This is a genomic window from Legionella steelei (genome assembly GCF_001468005.1).
Lineage (GTDB): Bacteria > Pseudomonadota > Gammaproteobacteria > Legionellales > Legionellaceae > Legionella > Legionella steelei.
In genome coordinates this window covers 474,584-498,690 of sequence record NZ_LNYY01000021.1, presented here as the reverse complement: position 1 = coordinate 498,690, position 24,107 = coordinate 474,584, and the positions used below count along the sequence as shown (strand labels likewise).

Below are 24,107 nucleotides of genomic sequence, written 5' to 3'. Positions count from 1 at the left end.
TTTTGCTCCTACTTCCCAGTATATAACTCAATCGTGGTTTTATGTTTATCCCACTTTCCAGAGGTTTGTGTTGTTTCTATTAATTGAATTGCATTATTTTTAATCGACACGATACGACCATAATTTTGTCCCATATAATTACCAACTCGAACATGGGTAATATCTGAGCTAGGCAATTTAATCAATGCCCACGTATCATTTCCTTGCCTTAAAGTCCCCACAAATTTTAATGCATCCAAAGGGTAAGCCTCTAAAGGTTCTTTAGGCCTGTTTTTATCTGGCGCGTTCATATCGACTTGCTCTTTTTTGTGCGTTATAGGCTTAAATGGATTACGCCGGTTACCATTATCAGGAAATTTAAAAGTAGGTAAAGGTGAAAATGAAGGAATAGGTTCAATCTCTCGTGTTTTTCTATGTTTTACTTCATCAATATATCGCCTCAAATCATCATTATTACCGGAACAAGACCCCAGTAATAAAGATAAAGTACAAATATACCCAAAATACTTGAGTTTATAACCAATCCCTTGTTTTCGGCTCATCATTGTGTGCGATATCGATATATTTTAGCAGTAATGCTCATGTCCAATTCATCTTCCGAGACTTCTTTATGGTCTTTAGAAGACACCCCTTCAATACTAAAATCATGCAACGTTACAATACGATTCATTTGAGCTACTCGACTTATAAACATAGCCAATTGAAAATAAGTTCCTACTACTGAAATTTTTATAGGCAATTCAACATAAAAATCATGCATAACTTCTGGTTGCGGGGCAAATAACTCAAACCTTAAACCTGAGGCCACACCTGTTTTAGAAATCTCCTCCAACAAGCCAGGCATCTCATTTTTTTCAGGAAGCTGCTTGAGCATTAATACAAAACGTTCACGCATAACCTCTAACTGCTCACGATAGGCAGGTAGATTATACAGTTGTCGCTGCTTGCTTTCAAAATCTGTTTTTAAAGTCGCCTCTTGACCTTTCAATTTATTAAACTGGGTAAAATTGTCCTGTATGATCAGCCAATATCCTAGAGCAATAATTAAAATACTAACCCCTAAAAAAACACACATTTTGACCACAGGTGGCCATTGCCCTACATTGTCCAGAGTTAACTCATTCAGGTTAATGCTGTTCATAGTATAATTCCAATCTGGAATTGAGGAGCCAATAAAAAAGTTAATTTAAATTCATTTTCTGTGGATTGCTGTTTTTCTTTATCCTTATCTTTATTGTTCTCTTCTCTTTTGATTTCAGTAAGCCGAGGGTCATGAAGCCAATCATTGTTTTCTATGTTTCTCATTAACATGGAGACAAATGTATTTGACTCAGTATACCCTAATACCGTGATAACATCATTCTTGCCCTCGACCTGAGTCAGATAGACTCCAGATGGCATAATATTAATTAGCTCATCAAATAAATGGACCATTAATGTTCTGGTGGATTGTAAATGTTGGACTATAGACATCCTGGAAATAAGCACTTCTCTAGCTTTTTGTAAGTTTTTTAATTCATTTAGTTGTGCATTCATAGTATTAATTTCTTTTTGCAACATTTGATTGCGCGTAATTTGATTACTCACTAAACCTGAAGCATAAGAGTTAATTAAAAATACGATAAAGGCAGCAACCACAACGCACACAAGCAGCATGGTCGTAAACAGTTTTTTATCCTGCTCCCGTTTTAATTCTCGCCAGGGAAGAAGGTTAATCTGCGTCATATAGCCTCACTTAATATCCCTTAATGCCAGGCCACAAGCGACCATAAGTGTTGGAGCATCATTATTTATAGAATCCAGATGCACCATTTTACCTGGAGTCATATACGAAAATGGGTTAGCAATAGTAGTACTCATTCCTAATCGCTCTTGAACTAATGAAACTAAACCTGGTAGTTTGGCTAATCCTCCAGCCAGTAAAATATGATCCACCTCTCCATCCTGACTTGTGGAATAGAAAAATTGTAAGGTACGTTTGATTTGCAACAAAATATCTTCTTTGAAAGGCCCTAAAACTTCCTTTTCATAATCTTCGGGTAGTTCCCCATTATCTTTAGCAAGTGCCGCTTGTTCTAAAGTCATTTTATTATGTTCAGCAAGTGCCTCTATTAATTGCTTGCCGCCAAATTTTTCTTCTCTGGAATACACTAATTTCATTTCTTGTAATACAAATAAATGCGTATAACTTGCACCAATATCAATAATGGCAATTGTTTTATCTTGTCCAGATGCGGGTAAATCTTTAGCAAGTTGCCGTGCCGCTCGCTCCACAGCATAAGATTCTACATCAATCACCATCGCATCCAAGCCCGCGCGAACTGCGGTCTCAACACGTTGATTCACATTTTCCGCCCGTGAGGCAACAATAAGTACATCTAACATATGTGGATTTTTTTCAGAATGGCCTAAAATTTCAAAATCAAGGTTGATTTCATCGATTGGGTAAGGAATGTATTTATCAGCCTCAGTAACAATTAGCTCTTCCATTTCCTCATCATTTAACCCCTCATTGATTTGTATTATCTTGCTAATGATTGAAGCATCAGGAACAGCCAAAGCGGCCTGTTTACATGTTGTGTGCAAGCGATCAATTACTTTCTTAATACAACGGGAAACTGCATCAATATCCTTAATTATGTTCCCATCCATTGCATTTGATGGTAATACTTCACGGCCATAGTTTTCAACAACAAGCGCGTCTTCTTGCCCTGAAACTTCCAATACTTTAACTGCCGTTGATGTAATGTCTATTCCAAGAATTGAACGATGCTTGGGCTGAAACACTTTGAGTATGTCTCTTATTCCCTTGAATCTTCCATGCATTCAAAAAAACTCCTTTAGGACCATTTATTGATGTTAACGTAAGCTCTTAAAAAATTACACTGTTTTCTGTTCGTTAACGCATCATAAATGACTTGATTTTGTCATTTTTCCCATTTCGTCATAACAACTTGCGCTCATCAAAAACATTTAATATAGTGAAAGAGCATCTTGTAAGGGGATTTCACATTTATGCTTTAAAAGGAGATTTGCATGACTAGGTTAGAAGAATTAATTTATTCACTCGCAACAGTTATCGTTCGTTATCACGACAGCCAAGCCATTGAACCTAAACTTGTTGTTCCGGCTGAACTCACAGCCACAGCACTTAGAAAAAAATCTCACGAGCGCGCAGTAGAAATAATTCAAAATAAAGAGACTGATTATGTTTCATACCTAGAAGGAAAGATTACTGCGTGTACAAAGGGTTATCATGCTCGTGAACAATACCTTCTATTCCTTTTAAAGGAAATCTCTTTTCTAAAAGAGCAATTAAATAGAAAAACTCCATTTGAACACCTAGAGTTGCAAACATTTCAGGGACAATTAACCCAACTGTTCATTGATTTTCGACAATTATTAAATCTAAAAAATGGAGTAATACATAAAGCCACCGAAAACAGCTCCAAAGGTAATGAGCCTAAGGAGCTATCTGGTTTATTGAATACTCGATATGTAGGCGGCAAATATTGTAATTCAGGTCAATTACTGATCGATGAAGTTTTGTTTGTACTGCATATGACTACAGAGGACTCAGATGCTGAGCTCAAACAAATTGCCGCAAACATTTGTAGTGAACATCAAACACAGCTAGAGCATCAAAGCGAAAAACAAAAAAAAGTAGCTCAAGAATTGGAACACGAAAAACAAATATCATCCTCGTTAGAAGCACAAAAATCTGAGTTAGGCGCGGCCCATAGCTTAGCAATGTCAGAAAAAGACAAAGCACATCAACTTGTCGTTGAGCAATTAAAAAGTGAATTGCAGAAAGCAAAAGAAGCACCAAAACCATCATCCGAATCCGTAGACAAAAATCAATCACAACAAGTCATTGAGGAATTACAGCGTGAATTGGAAAAAACCAAAGTAGACTTACAAAAAGCTCAGGGTGAAATCCTCACATTAAAAGTACGCACAAGTCCTTATTTTTATACGGGTTTTGCAGGATTAATGCTAAATCAAAACAGAACTAATCCCCGCTTTTTCCCACAATTACAACCTTCTCAAACTCCAGATACATCATCTCAGTTGGATGCTGATGCGTCTACGAAGTTAGCTATAGAATGAAGATAAAGAGCGCATCGCTCTTTATCTTCAAGTTTGCTTTTTATTGTTTCATCGGTTTTTTCTCCATAAACTCAATGAAACAATGAAAATTAGTACAAAATTTCCCTATTTTTTGCACAAAACTCGCAATTTTACAGAGAAACACTGTATAATACCGGCCAAATTTCATTAAAAAACACATGACTCTATGAAAATGGCATACTTCTGGCGTAAAGGTCTATGGGCGCTGATGAGCCTGTCTTTTGTTTTAATAGTAGCAGGTAGCTTCATATACCTCTATCTTGAAAGCCAACTCCCCAATGTTGATTCGTTAAAAACAGTGCAACTGCAAGTGCCTTTACAAATTTTCAGTAAAGAAGGTTTGCTTATTCAAGAATATGGCGAGAAAAAACGAATTCCAGTCACTTATGATGAAATACCACCAATGTTGGTTCATGCGTTGATAGCCACTGAAGATCAACGCTTTTTTGAACATCCTGGTGTCGATATTATGGGTCTTGGCCGTGCTGCCGTGCGTATGGTGAAAACAGGAACTAAATCCCAAGGTGGTAGTACCATTACCATGCAAGTCGCGCGTAATTTTTTCTTAAGCCGCAAAAAAACCTTTCTACGTAAATTTAATGAGATTATGCTCGCCATAAAAATAGACAGAGAATTAAGTAAAGAAAAAATTCTCGAGCTCTATCTTAATAGAATCTATTTAGGTAATCGTGCTTATGGAGTTGGTGCTGCGGCAATGGTCTATTTTGGCAAACCACTCAAAGAATTAAATCTGGCTGAATTAGCAATGATCGCAGGTCTTCCTCAGGCCCCTTCAACACAAAATCCCATTGCAAATCCACTTGCTGCCAAAAAGCGTCGTGACCACGTATTAGAGCGCTTACTTGAAGAACGTTATATCAATGAAGAACAGTATCAAAATGCCATTAATCAGCCCATCACCGCGAAGTATCATGGCACTCATATTGAAGTAAAAGCCCCTTATGTTGCGGAAATGATTCGACAATCCCTATATGACAATTTCGGCCCTGATGCATATACAAAGGGCTACAAAGTGTACACAACTATTGATGGAAAACTACAAAATACAGCCAATGATGTAGTTGAAAAGAACTTAATAGCCTATGATCACCGACATGGTTATCGAGGACCTGTTGCGACCATTGGTGAACATGACAGTAAATCCTTAGATTCAATTCAAAAGAATCTAGAGAAATATCCAGAGCTCAACCACCTTATTCCTGCAGTTGTTACGGAAGTTCGCGAAAAAGAGGCGACAGTTACGCTACAAAGTGGTCGAACGATTCTTATCCCTTGGAGCGGTATGTCTTGGGCTAGACCAGCGCTTAAAAATGGTTGGGTAGGAAAATCTCCATCCAAAGCCATGCAAATTGTTGCGGTTGGGGATATTATTTATGTTCACTCAACCAAAGACCATTGGGAGTTAGCGCAAATTCCTGAGGCTGAGTCAGCGATGGTAGCACTCAATCCTAAAAATGGTGCCATAGAAGTTTTGGTTGGTGGATTCAATTTTCAAAAAAGCAAATTTAACCGTGCAACGCAATCAAGCAGACAACCAGGATCCAGTTTTAAACCTTTTGTCTATGCTGCAGCATTAAACAATGGTTATACCCTAGCAACATTGATTAATGACGCGCCTATTGTTGTTGATGACCCAAGTCAACCAAACCTATGGCGTCCACATAATGTAAATTTGAAATTCAATGGACCAACGCGTTTAAAACAAGCTTTAGTTCAATCTAAAAACTTGGTGTCCATACGTATTCTTGATGACATTGGCATCAATTACACCATCGATTTTCTAACTCGATTTGGATTTAATAAGAAAACCCTTCCTAAAGGATTATCTTTAGCTTTAGGTAGTTTGTCGATTAGTCCTATGGATCTTACCGCTGCTTACGCTATTTTCGCAAATGGCGGTTATAAAATTGAGCCGTATCTTATTGATCATATTACTGATACAGATGGCAAAATTTTGTTACAAGCCAAACCAACTGTTGTTTGTAATAATTGCAAAAATAATGTGGACCATTCAACACTAGCTCCTCGTGTCATTCCTGAGGATATTACATTTTTAATGTATACCGCATTAAAAGACGTGGTTCAGCATGGTACCGCGCGTGCAGCTCGAGTGCTTAATCGTCAAGATATAGCAGGTAAAACTGGGACAACCAATGATCAAGTGGATTCCTGGTTTGCAGGGTTTAATTCTGATCTTGTTGTAACAACCTGGGTCGGCTTTGACAATCCCAAATCTTTACATGAATATGCAGCAGGACTCGCCCTGCCTTTATGGATAGATTTTATGAAAGTTGCTTTGAAAGGAAAACCCGAAAGCGAAATGAAACAACCCGAAGATGTAGTCGCGGCTCGCATTGATCCAAATAGCGGCTTGCTGGCGCGCCCTAATCAGGCAAATGGAATTATCGAGTATTTTCGCAATAAAGAAGTTCCTGCTGAAGAAGATCCAACTCCTGTCTATAATGCGAGTAATGATCAACAACAATTGCCAACTAGCGAGGAAAGTTTATTTTAAGCAAGCGTAGGCTGGGCTGCTGTATAGCCGGGGACATCCCTGACACTGTTCGGGGACATCCTTGACACATGAGTTGAGAAAAAATCTCAAGTATTCAGATTATAAGTATAAATTTTAAATCGATCAAAATAGATGTCGAACTCCTCTCCTAATGGATTTAGTTTGAGTTCGACGTCATGGCCTGAAAACGCCTCCCCCACAAGATATTCATTCCCTTTGTAACTGACACGTCCATTGCCTCTAACTTTCCTTACTAAAGCATCATCGCTATATTCAATAGTCCGTAGAGTATTGGGCATAGAGCGTTGGCTGGGTTGGTACCGGTTTGCTGGGACCTGCATATCAATTGCTTGATGAGGTCTCTGATAATTATAGATCTCACGCCACTCATCAAAAAGAAGCTGGGCATGTTTAAAATCATTAATGAGATGTTGTGATAAAACATCTTTTTTTAAAGTACGATGAAATCGTTCTAGTTTCCCATTGGTTTGAGGATGTCTCGGACGTGAATGAGTCACTCGTATGTCTAAACGCATTAACCAAACGGTCAGTTGAGTATGTTTAAATAGTTGTGAGTTCCCCCAAGGATTCCCATTATCTACATTAAACTGTTTTGGTAGGCCATATTGCTCAAAAATTTGGATGAGCTGCTCTTTTACTGTTAGATATTGTTCATTAACACAGGCTTGAATACAGGGTGAGAATCGGGAATGATCATCTATGATGGTAAGCGGAAAACATGATTCTTTGGTAGCGAGCTGAAATTTCCCTTTAAAATCCATTTGCCATAGCTCATTAGCGTGTTCTCTTTCGAACCGGCATAGAGCTTGCCGCTTTAGTGACTCTTCTTCAGAGATATAGCCATTCCTTTTCAAAATATCACTTATAGTACTTGGGGCAGGTAAATCCTGTATTCCTTTGTTCATTAAATGATTGTGAATCTTTCTTCCCCCCCAGGTAGGATACTGAACTCTTATTCCTTTGTTCATTAAATGATTGTGAATCTTTCTTCCCCCCCAGGTAGGATACTGAACTCTGATTTTTAATATCTGTTCTTCAAGTGCTCTGGACGTTTTATTGGGGCTGTGACGGGGCGCTCGGGATTGTTCTTCTAAACCCCTTAATCCTTCTTTTTCATAGCGATGTAATACTTTATAGCCTGTTTCTCGACTAATTTTATATTGCGCGCATAGCTCTTTGAACGTAACTTCTTTTTTTAATGCTCTTTTTATAAATTCTTCTTTTTGGGACATAATTGTTGCCTCTTTCCAGGGCATATTGATCCTCCTACTTCTAATCAATATGCCATTGTAAAGTGTCAACTATGTCCCCGAACATATGTCAGGGATGTCCCCGGTCTATACACTGTTAAGCCCAGCATGTAACACTGCGCTATAGTATTTCCTTCTTAGAAACACCATGGATAAGATACGTGTTAATTTGGCTTCATAATGGAATTTTGGAAAGTACGAATTAACTCAACAGATGCTGGGCAAAATGAATTTTTTAAAAATAATGACAAAAAACCATAAATACGGCCGTATTTACAATAGGCAGCAAAACATCTGCTCTGCGACACAGTGGGAAGAATAGAAAAGAGGCTTTACACATTGGTACTGGTAACTGCCCAGCCTACGTTTATAGAGCTTTTTGGGCAACGAATTACCTAACACTTACAATGGTTCTCCCTTTGTACGCTGTGCTACACTGTGGAGATTCTTCATTGTACAGCTGTGCTTCATTCCAAGCTACAATTAATTTTAGACGTATATTTTCTAACTCAACTTATCACTGAATTTATGGTAGTATCTCGCTTTTATCAGTACAGGTTTAATCATGGATAAAATCTATTCTCCCGAAGCAATTGAAAAAGCATGCTATAAAAATTGGGAAAATCATCATTATTTCCAACCTCAGGGTGACGGTAAAAAATACTGTATTATGCTCCCTCCTCCTAACGTCACGGGCAGCCTGCATATGGGGCATGGTTTTCAGCATACTATTATGGATGCGTTAACCCGCTATCACCGCATGTTAGGTGATAAAACTTTATGGCAACCTGGCACTGATCATGCCGGTATTTCAACGCAACTTGTTGTTGAACGTCAGCTTGAAGCTTCAGGTATTTCTAGAAAAGATCTGACCCGTGAGCAATTTTTAGAACGGGTTTGGCAATGGAAAAGTGAATCAGGGAATACCATAACCCAACAAATGCGACGCTTGGGTGCTTCAGTAGACTGGAATCGCGAACGATTTACTATGGATGAAGGACTATCAGCTGCCGTACAAAAAGTATTTGTACAACTTTATGATGAAGGCCTTATCTATCGTGGGACCCGTTTAGTGAATTGGGATCCTAAGTTAGGTACTGCTGTATCTGATCTTGAAGTGCTTTCTGAAGAAGAAGATGGTTTCCTCTGGCATATTCGCTATCCAGTTGTAAACTCAACTGAGTCGCTTATTGTTGCTACTACTCGACCTGAAACCATGTTAGGCGACACTGCAGTTGCTGTACATCCCGAAGATCCACGTTTCCAACATCTTATTGGACAACAAGTTTATCTCCCACTTTGTGAGCGAACCATCCCCATTATCGCTGATGAGTACGTTGATAAAGAATTTGGCAGTGGCTGCGTTAAAATTACTCCGGCCCATGACTTCAACGACCATGAAGTTGGCAAACGCCATAAGCTTCCAGTTATCAATATCTTAACTAAAAAAGCTTCGATCAATAAAAATGCGCCTTTAAAATACCAAGGTATGGACCGATTTGTAGCCCGAGAGCAAATTGTTAAAGATCTTGATGAGGCAGGGTTATTAGTTAAAACAGAACCGCATAAGTTAAAAGTACCTCGTGGTGAAAAATCGAATGTGATTATAGAACCACTGTTAACCGATCAATGGTATGTCAAAACCCAACCGTTGGCTGAACCAGCAATAGCTGCAGTGAAAAGTGGTGAAATTCGATTTATTCCAGAGAACTGGAGTAAAACCTATTTTCAATGGATGGATAACATTGAAGACTGGTGTATTAGTCGCCAATTATGGTGGGGACATCGCATACCTGCATGGTATGACAATAATGGCAATGTCTATGTAGGCTATAGTGAAAATGATGTTCGTTTTAAATATAAAATTAAAGATTCAACTGTATTAAAACAAGATGAAGACGTTCTGGATACTTGGTTTTCTTCGGCGCTTTGGCCTTTTTCCACTCTAGGTTGGCCCGACAGAACCCCAGAATTAGAGCAATTCTACCCCACATCGGTTCTGGTTACGGGTTTTGATATTATCTTTTTCTGGGTTGCTCGCATGATCATGATGGGCTTGAAATTTACTGGAAAAATCCCCTTTAAAGAAATCTTTATCACTGGCTTAATCCGCGACAGTGAAGGGCATAAAATGTCCAAATCTAAAGGCAATGTGCTTGATCCTCTGGATATAGTTGATGGTATTGATCTCGAATCCTTAATTGCAAAAAGAACTTCAAATTTAATGTTGCCATCAGTTCGCGACCGCATCATTAAAAACACCCGTAAAGAATTCCCTGAAGGGATTAACGCTTATGGGACAGATGCTCTTCGCTTTACATATTGCTCTCTTGCATCTACAGGACGCAATGTACGCTTTGATATAGGGCGAGTTGAGGGTTATCGCAATTTTTGTAACAAATTATGGAATGCTGCTCGTTATGTATTGCTTAACCTGGACGAAGAACATATGGATTTCGATGATGGGGCATTTCAGTATACTCCAGCAGATCAGTGGATTTTATCGCGCTTACAACACACGATCAGCAAAGTACATCATTATTTTGAAACCTACAGATTCGACTTATTAGCAAACACAATCTATGAGTTTGTATGGCATGAATATTGTGACTGGTATTTGGAGTTATCCAAGCCTGTGTTACAAGACGAACAGGCATTGAGTGCTTTGAAACGAGGGACACGCAGAACCTTAATTCATGTTCTCGACCAAATTCTGAAACTACTGCATCCTTTAATGCCGTTTATTACAGAAGAAATCTGGCAACGTACAGCAAAGCTTACAAGTGAGAATGGTGCAAGCATTATGACCAGCGCTTATCCACAAGTGAATTCTGAGTTTATCAATACTGTAGTTGAAGAAGAATTAGAATGGTTAAAATCAGCAATTCAAGCCGTACGCACCATACGCAGTGAAATGTCCATTTCTCCAGCGAAGTTGATTCCACTTTATATTCGTAACGTGACACCAGAACTCAAGGATAGAGTAGAGAAATATCAACATACGTTAAAGGCACTAAGTAAATTAACCCATGTTCAGTTCTTAGGCTCAGATGAAAAGGTTCCTGTCTCAGCGACTGCTGTATTAGGTGAAATCGAGTTACTCATTCCAATGGCTGATTTAATTGATAAAGAAGCCGAACTGGCACGTTTAACTAAAGAATTAGCCAAACTGGATAAAGACATTAGTCTTGCTGAAGGCAAACTAAATAATCCTAAATTTACCGATAAGGCTCCCGCAGAAATTATCGCTAAAGAACAGGAAAAATTGGCACAAGCTCAGCAAACTAAAGAGAAACTGTTACAGCATAAGGCTAGAGTTGAGTCACTGTAATCAATACTCACATTTCTCCCCTCTCCCACTGGAGAGGGGGCGACACTAAGCGTAGTCTGGGTGAAGCACAGCGTAACCCGGGATTTTCTTAAACATACTATAGCCGGGTTCCGCTACGCTTCATCCAGGCTACGAAATTACGCGGTTGTATCACTTCCTTTCCCAACAACCCTATGGTTGATCCACCACGCAAGTAATAAAGTAGTTAAAACACCTAAATAAACGCCGGTATTTTTCCAATCTGGGCCGACTATTTGTAACGCATCGGGGCTTTGAAAAATCGAAAAAGGAATTGCAAGCATTACATCTATAATTGCGGAACCTGCAACTAACCCACAGGCAATAAGAGTCCCTTTTTGTTTGCAGAGAGTTGCTTCTTCTTTAACAGGCACCGCCCGTTTTAAACGTATTTTTACAAACAATGCAATCATACCACCAACAAACAGTGGGAACGAAGAAGAAAGTGGTAAATACATTCCTATAGCAACGCCTAAAATGGATAAATTTAAAAAGCGTCTTAATCGGAAAAAATAATTGAGGAACACGATAAGCAAAATAATTACAGAACCAATGAGCATCATAGTCCAGGGTAATGAATTTCTAAACACTGCCTCTGTAATCGCTGCCATTAACGCTGCGGTTGGCGCAGGTAAAGACTGACTTATATCCATGCCCTCATGCGGCATCACTCCTGCAATTCCATACACATTAAACAACAATTGCATTACAGGTGGGATAACCAATGAAGAAATCAGGACCCCAAGCAACAACATCAATTGTTGTTTCCACGGAGTCGCCCCAACCAGTTGGCCCACTTTGAGATCTTGAGTGTTATCATTGGCAATCGCCGCAATACCGGTTACAACTGCTCCAATCATAATGGTTATCGCCTCTGCTGCCTGGATTTGTTCCGTTTTTAAAGGTAAAGGCAAAAGATGATCAATAGCGACCAATAACAACCATGCAGCAAAAAGCATCCCTGAAATAACAACGGAACTACCAGGGCTGGCTGTAACACCAACCATACCCGAAAAATAGGCAGTAATAACCGAGAAAATGAACCCTATAAACAAGACATAAACCACAGCAAGGAAAACTAGGGTTGGTGAATATTGGTTATTTAATCCTACTTGCTGTAAAGGTAGAACAAGCTGGAAAAAAAGAAACAAAATTGCAGCTAATGCAGCAACACCCATCAAAATATAAGGTAAAGGTATGTCCTTATCAGTCCGCAGAGGTTGAATTTCGTTTTTACCTTTAGACATAAAGGATTTCAAGGACGCTTGAATATTTCTAGATAGTGGCTTAACTAATTTTAAAAAAGTCCATACACCAGCAAACAACATAGCCCCTATTCCCAGGTAACGCATCTCACTGTTCCATAGAAAAGTTGCAGCTTGCTCAGCAGGATATTGATTAACAAATTCAGGATAGAATTGACTAACTACAGGTAAGGCAATGAGCCAAGATATCACTGCACCAAAAAAAATACTGATTGCCATATCATGGCCAACTAGATAACCAGCACCTATCATCGTAGCAGAAAAGCCAGCACCAAGACCGAAGAGAGAGCGCTTTATCACAAACCAATAACCCCAGCTATTCGCTATGACTTTAAATCCAGTTTGGAATAATTCGATAAGCCCTCCTACGGCTCCTCCAATTAAAATGTCTTTAAGGCCTGTTTTTTCAACAGAAGATTTTAATACCTCTGCTATGGCGCGACCTTCTGGAAACTTTAAAGATTGGTCGTGGACCAAAATACGACGAAGTGGAATGGAAAATAATACCCCTAGAATCCCTCCACTAACTGCAATAAAGAAATTAGTTATGTAATCAAAATGATTCCAATAACCAATAATAATCAATGCCGGAATAGTATAAACAATCCCACCAGCCACAGCCTCACCAGCAGAGGCTGCAGTTTGTACTGCATTATTTTCGAGAATGGTGGAGTTTTTAAAAAATCGTAAAATCCCCATAGAAATAATAGCGGCCGGAATTGATGCTGAAGTTAATATCCCTAACTTCAATGCAAGATATGCATTAGACATTGCCAACAAGATGGTCAATATTATGGCAAGTAGAACAACTCGAAAAGTAAGCTCAGCCACCTTTTTATCGGCAGCTATTAAAGGTATATCAACCATTAACGACCCCAAACACTGCGCATTATTTCAGGCTTAATTAAAGAAGAAATTTGCGATAAAGGTATTTTTACAGTCTGTGGTCCATATACATATGCAGCGACCTGATACGTATCAAAAATAATATTTATTCCTTGGGGTGAAAAAGACCAAATCTTATAGTTTTTGTCTATGGGCTTTGTTCCATCTTCAATCCATTTTTTGTCCGAAAAATCTTTCTCATTGATTTTTTTATTACTGAAACTGGCAATAGGATTTAAATAATTTACTTCGGGACGAAATAAATCAGACAATTGAACCTGGCGACCATTGATAAAATTCAATACGGCTATAGTATTTGAGGGATGTGCAGCACCTCGATGGTAAATAGAAATATTAAAAGAGACGCTGATGGCATTTTTTGTTTTATAAGGCAGGGTATATGTGACATTTAAACCTGTTTTTCCTGGTGCATCAGCGGGAATATCCGCATCATCAGCAATTTCTTTTAGAAAGCTTTTTTTCGTTTTTTCAATAAACGCTTGCACTGCAGCATTGATACGAGGATCATTAAATCCCTGTGGATATTTAACATCAATAATATAAGCAGGTGTTTCCTTTTTTACTGATACAGGATTCACTGCCCAAACAGCAGAAGAACAGGCAATAATGCCTAAAGCCAGAATTGTTTTTAGTGATTTCAGCATATACATTCCTAATAGTTATCCTTTGGAGAAACCCACTCCCCTGCAATCATCATCCGATGAGGTAAGGGATAAGCAAAATAATAACAAAGAGCGGTACTGTCTCCAACAGACCACCATACCAAATCGGCCTTCATGCCTTTATCAATTGAGCCAAGTTCGTTTTGTAGACCTAATGCTCTTGCAGCATGGCTTGTCACCGCCATTAATGCTTCAGGAACAGTTAATGAAAAAAATTGGCACGCCATACTCATCATCAACCGTAATGAAGTTGTTGGCGATGAGCCAGGATTACAATCAGTAGCAATTGCCATTCTTACGCCTGAGTGACGCAATAAGTCTATGGGAGGCTTTTGCTTTTCACGCAGAAAGTAATAAGCACCAGGAAGCAAGACAGCAACTGTATTTGCTTTGGCCATAGCATTTGCCCCTTCCTCATCTAGGAACTCCAAATGATCACAAGACAAGGCACCAAGCTCTGCTGCAAGCTGACTTGCTCCGAGGCTGGATAATTGTTCGGCATGACATTTTATAGGTAAATTGAATTGACGCGCAGTAATAAAAATTTGCTCTGTTTGCTTCAGTGAAAAAGCAATCGACTCACAAAATACATCCACTGCATCTACTAAATTTTCTTCGCATAATGCAGGTAGCATTTCTTGGCAAAGAACATCAACATATGCCTGGCTGTTTCCTTTAAACTCAGGACCTATTGCATGCGCACCAAGAAAAGTTTTTCTAACCCTTAAACCAGTCAGCTCACCCAAACGTTTGGCTACGCGCAACATTTTCAACTCAGTCGCCAAATCCAATCCATAACCTGATTTTATCTCTACTGTGCTCACTCCATCTGCACATAAAGCAAGAATTCTTGGCAAGGATTGTTTGAGTAACTCTTCTTCTGAAGCAGCGCGAGTTTGCTGTACCGTAGATAATATACCGCCACCCGCCTTAGCAATTTCAGCATAGCTGACTCCAGCCAATTTCATTTGAAATTCGGTGGATCGATTTCCTGCATAGACCAAATGCGTATGGCAATCGATAAGACCTGGAGTAATCAATTGCCCTTGACAGTCTTCTTTGTATCCTGACTCATGAAATTGTGTAGGGAGTTGTGTTTGCGGGCCACACCAAGCAATGAGACCATTTTTAATTGCAATTGCTTGCTGCTGCAATTGATTTCCCTGTGCATCAATAATTGTTGCATTTAATAATAATTTGTCACAAGCGAACATTAAAAATCCCAATGAAGAACTTGATGAGGGGGTTTGAGCCACTCTTTATGATGTTTGGTGTCATAAATATCCCATTCTTTAGAGACATAAGTTTTCTTATCCACATCTAATAAAAGCCAGGTCAAGAATTCTGCGACTGTATCTGGTGACACCAAGCGATGTTCCTCTTTTAAACGTTTATAAAAATTAATCCGTTCGTAATCAGGATTATCATTACTGCGAGCAATAGCTTGCATATTGGTATCAATGATTCCTGGCATGACATTAGCAAACGCAATTGTATCCGATTCTAATTGCCAACATTTGGTCAACATGGATAAAGCAGCTTTGGTCACACAATATGCAGTCCAGCCCCTGATTGCGTAATGAGCAGCTCCGGAACCTATATTTAAAACACGGCCGTTAGCCAATTTGTCGTACATTTTTTGCGGGAGGAAAAGAGCCGCATTTAAATTTGTATTGAGCGCATGATGCCAGTCTTTAGAATCAATATCTTTCATCGGAGTCAAGGGATTCAAAGTTCCTGCATTATTAACTAACGCGCGAACATGGCTCACATCATGTAAATGATTTTTAATGGCCTCTAAACCTTCGAGGGTTGAGACATCAGCACAAAAATATTGGATGTTTGAAGAAAAAGCGGCTGTTTCTTGTAATAACTTCTCTCTTCTACCTACGATTAAGACAGTTTGCGCTCGTTTTGCCAAAGACAAAGCTAATGCTCTTCCTATCCCACTACCTCCACCGGTAATAACAATCACAATACCCTCTTATTCTTTTTATTGCCATGCGCTGATAATACCAGACATTGAACAAACTTGGCATAATTTTATGCGTATTTGATGCTGAGTAAAGAAGTCAATGGAGGTAAAAAGAACTTTATCAATTTATTGTCTTGAATAAGTGATGCCGGATATGGACTGGTTTCTTGCAATCCATATAGAAAAAAATCATTTCTTTAAAAAAGCATTGCTCGATGAACAGACTCTATTATAGATTGTAGGCAATAGAACTGAGTAGGCTCGGATCTCAAACCCTTAGAAACTCTGGAGATCCTCATAACCTACCAACCGTGAGGATTTTCTATGCACCAATTAAGCACATTACTCGCTCAATCAGCGAAACAGTTTCCAGATAAAATTGCATTAATTATCGAACAACAGAGTTACAGTTATAAGAAATTGTATGAATTAACGCAGCATTTGGCTACTTCATTTTTAGAAAAAGGGATTTCGCAAGGAGACCGCGTTGCGTTTCTTTTGCCCAACAGCATTGAAATCGTTTTATGCTACTACGCCTGTTTTATGATAGGAGCTATAGCCGTTCCTGTTAACATTCAATTTAACAATGAACTGATTCACTATGTACTGGAACAAAGTAATGCCCGTATTTTTATAACTACAGGTAATTACTATAAACAATTCTTAGACGATAAGAAAATATTAAAAGAAATTAATGAATGTTATCTTACCTCAGAATCGGCCAACTATTCCGAAGTTAAGAACTTCCAAGAGTTACTCATACCTAGAGTAGTTTCCACAACGCCCAATGAGACAATTGCATCGAAAGAACCCGCCTTGATCTTTTTTACATCTGGAACCACTGGACTACCTAAGGTAGTTGTCCATAGTCATTATAGTCTCATGCAAGGCACACAAAATCAGCTACGGCAAATCCAAATAAATCATACCGATCAAACACTTGTGATGTTTCCAATATGTTATTTGATTGGTTTAGGTTCACAAATATTACCTTTTCACGCGGTAGGTGCTACTGTCGTGCTCTTACCTAGTTTTTCTCCAGAACATGCGTTGGCAAAACTACACTCATATGGAATTACAAAAATCTATGGATTTCCTAAGCTTTATCTTGAGCTTATTAATCATGCTGAATCTTTAGGATATGAAATCAACACACTTGATTTTTGTTTTTCCGCTGGAGATGCAACACCAATTTCGCTGCAGAAAAAATTTAATCTATTGTTTCATACAGAAATTACTGAAGGCTGCGGCATGTCTGAATTACAAATCTATTCTATGAATCCTCCTTATGGAAAAAAGAAAACTGGTTCGATTGGATTTCCTATAGAAGGTATGAAAATGCGCTTAATCGATGAACATGGCGAGCTCATTTTAAATGCACATAAAACGGGAGAAATTATTGTTCATGGAGAGAGCATGTGTTCCGGTTATTGGCAAGACCCTGCTTTAACAGCAAAAACAATCCAAAGCGGTTGGTTACATACAGGCGATTTGGCTTATCGAGATGAAGAGGGATATTACTGGTTCGTAAGTCGAAAGGTAGATATTATTCGTCGCGGCGAAGAGCTCATTTCTCCTATGGAGATAGAAAACATTTTTTATCAGCATTATGCAGTTAAGGAGGCTGCTGCAATTGCATTACCCAATAAAAACACCGTCAATGATGACAAAATTATCGTTTACGTCGTACTTAAAATTAAAGACAAGCAGGTGACCTCGCAAAAATTAATGGATTTTGCAGCGGCACTCCCCATCAGCAAACGTCCATATCAAATCATTATTATAGGCCAGCTCCCTTATGGTTTTACTGGAAAGATTGACCGCAACACATTACGGCAGATGGCACAAAGGCAATTGGGCTAGAAGTGGCGATCTTTGGGCACAAAAATCATCATGTTATACTAAGTAAAATATCTGAGGAGCATGAATGAGCATTTTTATTCGCATCAACTTCTTTTTAGGGTTTGTGGTCTTGTGTGGCTCAGTATCTGCAACTGAAATACACTGTCCCGAGACCATTCAAACAAATCAGTCGTTACAACAGGAAATAAAAACATGGGATGTATTCCAGGATGATTGGAATAGTACCCATCATTTTGATCGCATCACATTTTATTCAGGACCTCCTAAAGAACATGCAAGCCTAGTCCCTGACAATGAAACATCAAAAGTAAAAAAACTAACTTGGTCATTTGATAAACAAGAAACCTGGATAGCCTGTGGGTATACACATACTAAAATTCAATTGATTCAAAAAATTCCTAATGGAACAAAAAGCTGTACTGTGAGTTATGATAAAGATTTTTCTAAAGTACTTGGCATCAATTGTGTTTAAGTCGATGTTAGCACGGTACTTCAACGTACTCACTTGAAACGCATCACCAATAGGAACATAGGGAGAATTTAATGTTTGAACATCTTTCCAATTACCAACGTGCTAATCCCTCAATCTGGCAGGGTAGAAAAGATACGGTTAATGCAGAACGGTTTTTTCAAAAAATTATTTTTCCTGTGCAACAAACTGAGCTTATCACTAAAGAGAAAAAAACAGTTTTTCTGGGTTTTGCCAGTGATGCCGGAGTACGTCGAAATATGGGAAGGCCGGGTGCAAAATTAGGACCTGATCAAATCAAAACACAATTAGCCAAACTACCTTGTTCTATAGATAAGCAACTTTTTGACCTGGGTACCATTTTTTGTAATGAAGATGAGTTGGAAACAGCCCAAGCTCAATTTGCGAATTTAATTAGTTTTTGTCATCAGCAAGGTCATCAAACTGTTGCCTTGGGAGGCGGACATGAAATTGCTTGGGCACATTATCAAGGTTTGGCACCTCATTATAGCAAATTGGGTATTATTAATTTTGATGCACATTTCGACTTAAGACCACATCAAAAAAATCAACCGGGCACATCAGGGACTCCTTTTTCACAAATTGCAGCATATTGTAAAGAAAACAATCAACCCTTTAATTACTGCTGCCTCGGAATCCAAAAAATGGGAAATACTTCCTCTCTTTTTGATCGCGCCAATGAGCTTAATGTTAATTATCTAACCGCTGAAGAGTTGTACACAAACAGTTTGGCATGGCATTTAGCTTTTCTCGATGATTTTATGCTGAATTTGGATCACATTTATTTGACTCTTTGCCTAGATGTTTTGGCAGAATCTTTTGCCCCTGGCGTCAGTGCACCACAACCACTAGGGCTAACACCTTGGCAAATTTTACCACTCTTGAAATACATTATTCAAAGTGGCAAAGTAGTTAGTTTTGACGTTGCTGAACTGTCGCCGCCTTTGGATCAAGAGCAAAAAACTGCTAGACTAGCAGCTTTGATTATCGCAGAATTGCTACATACTATTTAAGGAGCCAATTTCATGAAGAACACATTACTATGGAGTACCCTTTTTGCTGTACTTGGTACTCAAGTTCATGCTGAAAATACTCAGCCAGTAACACCACCTCAAACTCCAAGTGCTCTGAAACAAGTTCCTGCTACACCAACACCACCCGGACAAAATATACCATCGGTACATCCAGCCGCAGCAGCACCAGCAGCCCCCATCAACTGTGAATACAAAATCTCACCTGAAACCAAAACAATCGATCAAACATTGGTAATGAAATGGGCTACAAAAGCTGTTACCCAAGCTTTTGACTTTAATCCCAACAACTTAGACACCCAATTGCAAAAATTACAAGCTTGTTTTACTGAGCAAGGCTGGACTGGTTTTAATACTGCATTGCAGAAGTCAGGTAATTTGGAAGCCATTAAATCTCAAAAACTCACTGTGAGCAGTCAAGTAGATGGACAAGTTGTAATCACCGAAGCAAAAGACAATCAATGGAAAATTAATTTACCGCTGCAAGTTGTTTATCAAAATGATAAAGAAAAAGTAACACAATTACTCAGTGTTGACTTAACTATAGGCCGTAAGATGACTGGAGATTTAGGAATTACACAAATGATTGCTGCGCCAAGAGGCACGGTCACCCAAGAAAAACCACAAAGTACTAATCCTAATCCAAGTACCGGAGCTGCTGAAAATCCAACCAATGCACCGACGACTACGACCACACCAACAGCGACACCGGCAACAACACCACCAACTACAACTACGTCGCCAACGACAACAACACAGCCAACTTTCCCAGCAAAGCCTGCAGCAACTCCAACTCCAGCAACTCCTGGACAGCCTACTTTGCCTGAAAATCGCTCTACACAACCTTCACTACCAAACAATAATCCTTAATCGCTTGTTGTAACCTGGGTGGCGCGCAAGCAAAACCCGGGTTAAAATAAAAATTAGATTAAAAACGGTAACCGTTCAAGGGGCATACTTGAGTCTTGGAGAACAGTTGGATTTTCACGCAAGATGCGCCAAATACAACTGTTCAGCGAATAAAGCGCGAACGCTTTCACCCTAATTTATTGGGTTCAGTGGGTTTATTGACACCCGATTCATTAGGATATTCCAATACAATCACCTTTGTACCTATATGGAAAAAGTTTTCACTTAACCATTTAGCAGCACTTGGGAAAATACGCACGCAGCCATGGCTTGAGGGATGCTCAGGAACCTCATAGGCGGCATGAATAGTATATCCTTGGTAGAAGTAGGTACAATAAGGCATTTTTGCGCCACCTTTAGTATCTACAGGATATTCTCCTGATTTACAGTCAAACCCTCTTCGATTATAAACTTTAAACGTTCCAGTAACGGTTCTGCATGATTGATTTGAATTTTCTTCACATGCATCAATACCTGCTGACCCACCGCCAGTCAATAAACGGTTCCCTTCCTCATCATAAGCAGCCCATGCAGAAACCTTAGGATCAAAAATAAAGCGCTTCTCGCCTGTTGCTTGAATCTTCTGAGGATAATAATCACGACCACGTTTGTCTTTTGTATAGTGAATTGTTCGATGCACATAGCCTGCATCATCAGTAATTAAAGTAGATGGATCATTCTCAACACAGGATGTTAACCCTCCAACACACAATAACAAACCTGCCCAAAACAACTTATTCATTTAAATTTTATCTCCGCTTAATTAAACGTTTTTATAACTGCTCACGTATTCCTTAACCTTCTATTCCTTTAACTGATTCACTCATGTACTGCAGGATTCAAAAATCCTGCAACATATTCAGTGTACATTGATACCTTATGACTCTAGTTTTCGATATTTAATACGAGATGGCCTATCTGCTGCATCTCCTAAACGACGTTTTCTATCTGCTTCATAGTCGCTGTAATTTCCTTCAATGAAGGTTATTTGTGAGTCGCCTTCAAAAGCCATCAGATGCGTACAAATTCTATCTAAAAACCAGCGATCATGCGAAATCACAATCACACATCCCGGGAAATTGAGAACAGCATCTTCCAAAGCACGTAAAGTTTCTACATCCAAATCATTACTGGGCTCGTCAAGTAACAACACATTCCCGCCACTTTTGAGTAATTTTGCCAGATGGACACGATTACGCTCTCCTCCAGAAAGTTGTCCCATTTTCTTTTGTTGATCGGAGCCTTTAAAATTAAAACGTCCTACATAAGCGCGTGAAGGCATTTGAAAACTACCTACTTGCATGATGTCATGGCCATCGGAAATCTCTTGCCATACTGTCTTATTAGAGTCTAATTCATCACGCATCTGGTCTACGTATGCCAATTGCACAGTTTCACCAACACGAATAACACCATCATCAGGCTCTTCCTGACCAGTAATCATTTTCAAAAATGTAGACTTACCTGCTCCGTTGGGACCAATAATTCCTAAAATACCTCCTTTAGGAAGTTTAAAATCTAAATTATCAATCAGGATTCGATCACCAAATGATTTTTTGATTTTTTCGCCTTCAAGAACCAAGTCACCTAAGCGCTCACCTGGTGGAATGTATATTTCATTCGTCTCATTGCGCTTTTGGAATTCCTTCGAATTCATTTCTTCGAATCGAGCCAGACGTGCCTTATTTTTAGCATGACGCCCTTTAGGTGAAGTGCGTACCCACTCTAGTTCTGCTTTAATCGCACGTTGATGTGCATCTTCTTGTTTCTGCTCCATCTCCAAGCGTTCTTCTTTCTGCTCAAGCCATGAAGTGTAGTTTCCTTTGTAAGGAATTCCTTCGCCACGATCCAGTTCTAATATCCATTCCGCAGCGTTGTCCAAGAAATAGCGATCGTGAGTAATCGCAACTACTGTACCAGGAAAACCTTCAAGATAATGTTCTAACCATGCAACAGATTCTGCATCTAAATGGTTTGTTGGTTCATCAAGCAACAACATATCAGGATTAGAGAGTAGCAAACGGCATAAAGCGACTCGGCGTCGTTCTCCTCCTGATAATTTGCCCACAATTGCATCCCAATCAGGTAAGCGCAATGCATCAGCAGCCACATCCAGTTTCCTGTCAAGATCCCAGCCACCGCCAGCTTCGATAGCGTTTTGTAATTCACCCTGCTCGGCAAGTAACGTATTCATTTCATCATCGCTCATTGGCTCTGCAAAACGCATACTAATTTCGTCAAAGTGCGCGAGTTTTTCTTTCATTTCCTTCACGCCTTCTTCGACAACTTCGCGTACGGTTTTATTGAGATCCAATTGGGGTTCTTGCTCGAGATAACCGATTTTAATTCCTGGTTGTGGTCTTGCTTCCCCTTCATAGTGAGTATCAACACCCGCCATGATACGTAATAAAGTGGACTTACCTGATCCATTCAATCCTAAAACACCGATTTTGGCACCAGGGAAAAAACTCAATGAAATGTCTTTTAAAATAAACCGCTGATTCTCAACAATTTTGCTGACACGATTCATGGTAAAAATATATTGTGACATAACTACTCCGTCTTTTTAAAACTGTTTTTTGTGGCTTGGGTAGAAACAGTCGCACTGTCATTAAATATTCCCCTCACCCCTCCCCTCTCCCATAAATGGGAGGGGATTTTTTACCAATCAAGAATTACTTTGCCTGATTGACCTGATGCCATAATTTGAAATGCATGTTGGTAGTCATCAACTGGAAAACGATGTGTTATTACCGGTGAAATATCTAATCCACTTTGTAACATGGCGATCATTTTATACCATGTTTCAAACATTTCACGACCATAAATACCTTTAATCACTAATCCCTTAAAAATAACCTGATTCCAATCAATCGATGTTTCGTTAGGAGGAATACCTAACATGGCCACATGCCCACCATGATTCATTGCTTTCATCATGTCATTTAAGGCTGTAGGATTTCCGGACATTTCCAGACCTACGTCAAAACCTTCGAGCATCCCTAACTCCGCAGCAACATCGGACAACTTTTCAGACTTAATATTTACAGTACGAATGCCCCCCATTTTGCGAGCCAAATCCAAACGGTAATCATTCACATCGGTAATGACAACATGACGCGCACCTATATGCTTGACTATAGCCGCTGCCATGATACCAATAGGCCCTGCACCAGTAATCAACACATCTTCCCCGACGACATCAAAAGCCAAAGCACAGTGGGTTGCATTCCCAAAAGGGTCAAAAATTGAAGCTTGTTCTTCAGTAATGTTATCAGGAAGCGCTATAACGTTGCTGGCAGGTATCGCTAAATACTCTGCAAAACATCCAGGTCTATTGACACCTACACCCAAAGTATTGCGGCAAAGATGGCGTTTACCAGCACGACAGTTTCGGCAAACCCCACAAGTTATATGCCCTTCGCCAGAAACTCGCTGTCCTACATGAAATCCTTGTACTTCCTGTCCTACTGCAACAATTTCACCACAAAACTCGTGGCCTACCGTCATGGGGACAGGGATAGTCGCTTGCGCCCATTCATCCCAAGAATAAATATGAATGTCAGTACCACAAATCGCTGTTTTTTTAATTTTAATTAATACATCATTGACGCCATATTCAGGTATAGCGACCTCTTCCATCCAGATTCCAGGTTCCTTTTTCGCTTTGACTAATGATTTCATAAAAGTACCTCTAAATAAGATCATCTCTGTAACGT

19 protein-coding genes are annotated in these 24,107 nt (G+C 39.3%); 7 read left to right on the top strand and 12 right to left on the bottom strand.

Features of this window, described 5'->3' with window-relative positions; genetic code table 11:
* Window positions 1-8 precede the first annotated feature (8 nt).
* Genes Lste_RS16800 through pilM form a run of 4 tightly spaced genes read right to left on the bottom strand, consistent with a single transcriptional unit; the run spans window position 9 to window position 2,796 of the window.
* On the bottom strand, window positions 9-545 hold the full coding sequence (locus Lste_RS16800; RefSeq protein ID WP_058512135.1) for a pilus assembly protein PilP: 537 nt from the start codon (window positions 543-545) through the stop codon (window positions 9-11).
* The gene (locus tag Lste_RS16795) at window positions 542-1,141 is read right to left on the bottom strand and encodes a type IV pilus inner membrane component PilO (RefSeq protein WP_058512134.1); all 600 of its coding nucleotides are present in this window, start codon (window positions 1,139-1,141) and stop codon (window positions 542-544) included. Before Lste_RS16795 ends, Lste_RS16800 begins: the two co-directional genes overlap by 4 nt.
* Entirely contained in the window at window positions 1,138-1,725 is a 588-nt protein-coding gene (locus Lste_RS16790; RefSeq protein WP_058512133.1) for a PilN domain-containing protein, read from the bottom strand. Before Lste_RS16790 ends, Lste_RS16795 begins: the two co-directional genes overlap by 4 nt.
* A 6-nt stretch (window positions 1,726-1,731) precedes the next feature.
* Window positions 1,732-2,796, bottom strand: coding sequence for a type IV pilus assembly protein PilM (gene pilM, locus Lste_RS16785; protein ID WP_058512474.1), 1,065 nt, complete (start codon window positions 2,794-2,796; stop codon window positions 1,732-1,734).
* Window positions 2,797-3,036: 240 nt separating this feature from the next.
* Here pilM and Lste_RS16780 point away from each other — a divergent pair, with 240 nt between their 5' ends.
* Together Lste_RS16780 and Lste_RS16775 are read left to right on the top strand one after the other, a co-directional pair.
* The gene (locus Lste_RS16780) at window positions 3,037-4,110 is read left to right on the top strand and encodes a hypothetical protein (RefSeq protein ID WP_058512132.1); all 1,074 of its coding nucleotides are present in this window, start codon (window positions 3,037-3,039) and stop codon (window positions 4,108-4,110) included.
* Between the two features lie 187 nt (window positions 4,111-4,297).
* On the top strand, window positions 4,298-6,667 hold the full coding sequence (locus Lste_RS16775; protein WP_058512131.1) for a penicillin-binding protein 1A: 2,370 nt from the start codon (window positions 4,298-4,300) through the stop codon (window positions 6,665-6,667).
* Window positions 6,668-6,753: 86 nt separating this feature from the next.
* Here the strand turns inward: Lste_RS16775 and Lste_RS16770 are convergent, their stop codons facing one another.
* Window positions 6,754-7,944, bottom strand: coding sequence for an IS481 family transposase (locus Lste_RS16770; RefSeq protein WP_058512130.1), 1,191 nt, complete (start codon window positions 7,942-7,944; stop codon window positions 6,754-6,756).
* Window positions 7,945-8,503: 559 nt separating this feature from the next.
* Between Lste_RS16770 and Lste_RS16765 the strand changes: the two genes are divergently transcribed.
* Entirely contained in the window at window positions 8,504-11,269 is a 2,766-nt protein-coding gene (locus tag Lste_RS16765) for a valine--tRNA ligase (protein WP_058512129.1), read from the top strand.
* 137 nt (window positions 11,270-11,406) lie between these two features.
* Here Lste_RS16765 and Lste_RS16760 read toward each other — a convergent pair whose 3' ends face one another.
* The 4 genes from Lste_RS16760 to Lste_RS16745 are packed head-to-tail and all read right to left on the bottom strand — an operon-like array spanning window position 11,407 to window position 16,095.
* The gene (locus Lste_RS16760; protein ID WP_058512128.1) at window positions 11,407-13,419 is read right to left on the bottom strand and encodes an OPT family oligopeptide transporter; all 2,013 of its coding nucleotides are present in this window, start codon (window positions 13,417-13,419) and stop codon (window positions 11,407-11,409) included.
* Complete coding sequence (locus Lste_RS16755; RefSeq protein ID WP_058512473.1) at window positions 13,419-14,102, bottom strand: DUF3298 and DUF4163 domain-containing protein; 684 nt, start codon at window positions 14,100-14,102, stop codon at window positions 13,419-13,421. The genes Lste_RS16760 and Lste_RS16755 overlap by 1 nt, the downstream gene beginning before the upstream one ends.
* Before the next feature lie 8 nt (window positions 14,103-14,110).
* Window positions 14,111-15,334: an imidazolonepropionase gene (gene hutI / locus Lste_RS16750; protein WP_058512127.1), complete on the bottom strand. Its 1,224-nt coding sequence runs from the start codon at window positions 15,332-15,334 to the stop codon at window positions 14,111-14,113.
* Window positions 15,334-16,095: an SDR family NAD(P)-dependent oxidoreductase gene (locus Lste_RS16745; RefSeq protein WP_058512126.1), complete on the bottom strand. Its 762-nt coding sequence runs from the start codon at window positions 16,093-16,095 to the stop codon at window positions 15,334-15,336. Before Lste_RS16745 ends, hutI begins: the two co-directional genes overlap by 1 nt.
* A gap of 324 nt (window positions 16,096-16,419) precedes the next feature.
* Here Lste_RS16745 and Lste_RS16740 point away from each other — a divergent pair, with 324 nt between their 5' ends.
* The 4 genes from Lste_RS16740 (at window position 16,420) to Lste_RS16725 (ending at window position 20,349) form a co-directional block, all read left to right on the top strand.
* The gene (locus Lste_RS16740) at window positions 16,420-17,958 is read left to right on the top strand and encodes a class I adenylate-forming enzyme family protein (protein WP_058512125.1); all 1,539 of its coding nucleotides are present in this window, start codon (window positions 16,420-16,422) and stop codon (window positions 17,956-17,958) included.
* 64 nt (window positions 17,959-18,022) lie between these two features.
* Entirely contained in the window at window positions 18,023-18,430 is a 408-nt protein-coding gene (locus tag Lste_RS16735; RefSeq protein WP_058512124.1) for an STY0301 family protein, read from the top strand.
* Window positions 18,431-18,501: 71 nt separating this feature from the next.
* Window positions 18,502-19,461 (top strand): formimidoylglutamase, encoded by a 960-nt coding sequence (gene hutG / locus Lste_RS16730; protein WP_058512123.1) that lies wholly within the window; start codon window positions 18,502-18,504, stop codon window positions 19,459-19,461.
* A gap of 12 nt (window positions 19,462-19,473) precedes the next feature.
* On the top strand, window positions 19,474-20,349 hold the full coding sequence (locus tag Lste_RS16725) for a DotI/IcmL family type IV secretion protein (protein WP_058512122.1): 876 nt from the start codon (window positions 19,474-19,476) through the stop codon (window positions 20,347-20,349).
* Between the two features lie 166 nt (window positions 20,350-20,515).
* On the opposite strand, the gene Lste_RS16720 is transcribed toward Lste_RS16725, so the two are convergent.
* The 3 genes from Lste_RS16720 to tdh form a co-directional block, all read right to left on the bottom strand.
* Window positions 20,516-21,130 carry a L,D-transpeptidase gene (locus Lste_RS16720; protein ID WP_058512121.1) on the bottom strand — a complete coding sequence of 205 codons (615 nt, stop codon included), beginning with the start codon at window positions 21,128-21,130 and terminating at the stop codon, window positions 20,516-20,518.
* A gap of 135 nt (window positions 21,131-21,265) precedes the next feature.
* Window positions 21,266-22,939 (bottom strand): energy-dependent translational throttle protein EttA, encoded by a 1,674-nt coding sequence (gene ettA / locus Lste_RS16715; RefSeq protein ID WP_058512120.1) that lies wholly within the window; start codon window positions 22,937-22,939, stop codon window positions 21,266-21,268.
* 110 nt (window positions 22,940-23,049) lie between these two features.
* A complete protein-coding gene (gene tdh, locus Lste_RS16710) occupies window positions 23,050-24,072 on the bottom strand; it encodes an L-threonine 3-dehydrogenase (RefSeq protein ID WP_058512119.1) in 1,023 nt (340 codons plus the stop codon).
* Window positions 24,073-24,107 lie beyond the last annotated feature (35 nt).

What these genes read in the sequence shown, in the direction of transcription:
- Lste_RS16800 (WP_058512135.1), bottom strand. Translation starts at nt 545, where the DNA reads ATGATGAGCCGAAAACAAGGGATTGGTTATAAACTCAAGTATTTTGGG.
- Lste_RS16795 (WP_058512134.1), bottom strand. Translation starts at nt 1,141, where the DNA reads ATGAACAGCATTAACCTGAATGAGTTAACTCTGGACAATGTAGGGCAA.
- Lste_RS16790 (WP_058512133.1), bottom strand. Translation starts at nt 1,725, where the DNA reads ATGACGCAGATTAACCTTCTTCCCTGGCGAGAATTAAAACGGGAGCAG.
- Lste_RS16780 (WP_058512132.1), top strand. Translation starts at nt 3,037, where the DNA reads ATGACTAGGTTAGAAGAATTAATTTATTCACTCGCAACAGTTATCGTT.
- Lste_RS16775 (WP_058512131.1), top strand. Translation starts at nt 4,298, where the DNA reads ATGAAAATGGCATACTTCTGGCGTAAAGGTCTATGGGCGCTGATGAGC.
- Lste_RS16770 (WP_058512130.1), bottom strand. Translation starts at nt 7,944, where the DNA reads ATGCCCTGGAAAGAGGCAACAATTATGTCCCAAAAAGAAGAATTTATA.
- Lste_RS16765 (WP_058512129.1), top strand. Translation starts at nt 8,504, where the DNA reads ATGGATAAAATCTATTCTCCCGAAGCAATTGAAAAAGCATGCTATAAA.
- Lste_RS16760 (WP_058512128.1), bottom strand. Translation starts at nt 13,419, where the DNA reads ATGGTTGATATACCTTTAATAGCTGCCGATAAAAAGGTGGCTGAGCTT.
- Lste_RS16755 (WP_058512473.1), bottom strand. Translation starts at nt 14,102, where the DNA reads ATGCTGAAATCACTAAAAACAATTCTGGCTTTAGGCATTATTGCCTGT.
- hutI (WP_058512127.1), bottom strand. Translation starts at nt 15,334, where the DNA reads ATGTTCGCTTGTGACAAATTATTATTAAATGCAACAATTATTGATGCA.
- Lste_RS16740 (WP_058512125.1), top strand. Translation starts at nt 16,420, where the DNA reads ATGCACCAATTAAGCACATTACTCGCTCAATCAGCGAAACAGTTTCCA.
- Lste_RS16735 (WP_058512124.1), top strand. Translation starts at nt 18,023, where the DNA reads ATGAGCATTTTTATTCGCATCAACTTCTTTTTAGGGTTTGTGGTCTTG.
- hutG (WP_058512123.1), top strand. Translation starts at nt 18,502, where the DNA reads ATGTTTGAACATCTTTCCAATTACCAACGTGCTAATCCCTCAATCTGG.
- Lste_RS16725 (WP_058512122.1), top strand. Translation starts at nt 19,474, where the DNA reads ATGAAGAACACATTACTATGGAGTACCCTTTTTGCTGTACTTGGTACT.
- Lste_RS16720 (WP_058512121.1), bottom strand. Translation starts at nt 21,130, where the DNA reads ATGAATAAGTTGTTTTGGGCAGGTTTGTTATTGTGTGTTGGAGGGTTA.
- ettA (WP_058512120.1), bottom strand. Translation starts at nt 22,939, where the DNA reads ATGTCACAATATATTTTTACCATGAATCGTGTCAGCAAAATTGTTGAG.
- tdh (WP_058512119.1), bottom strand. Translation starts at nt 24,072, where the DNA reads ATGAAATCATTAGTCAAAGCGAAAAAGGAACCTGGAATCTGGATGGAA.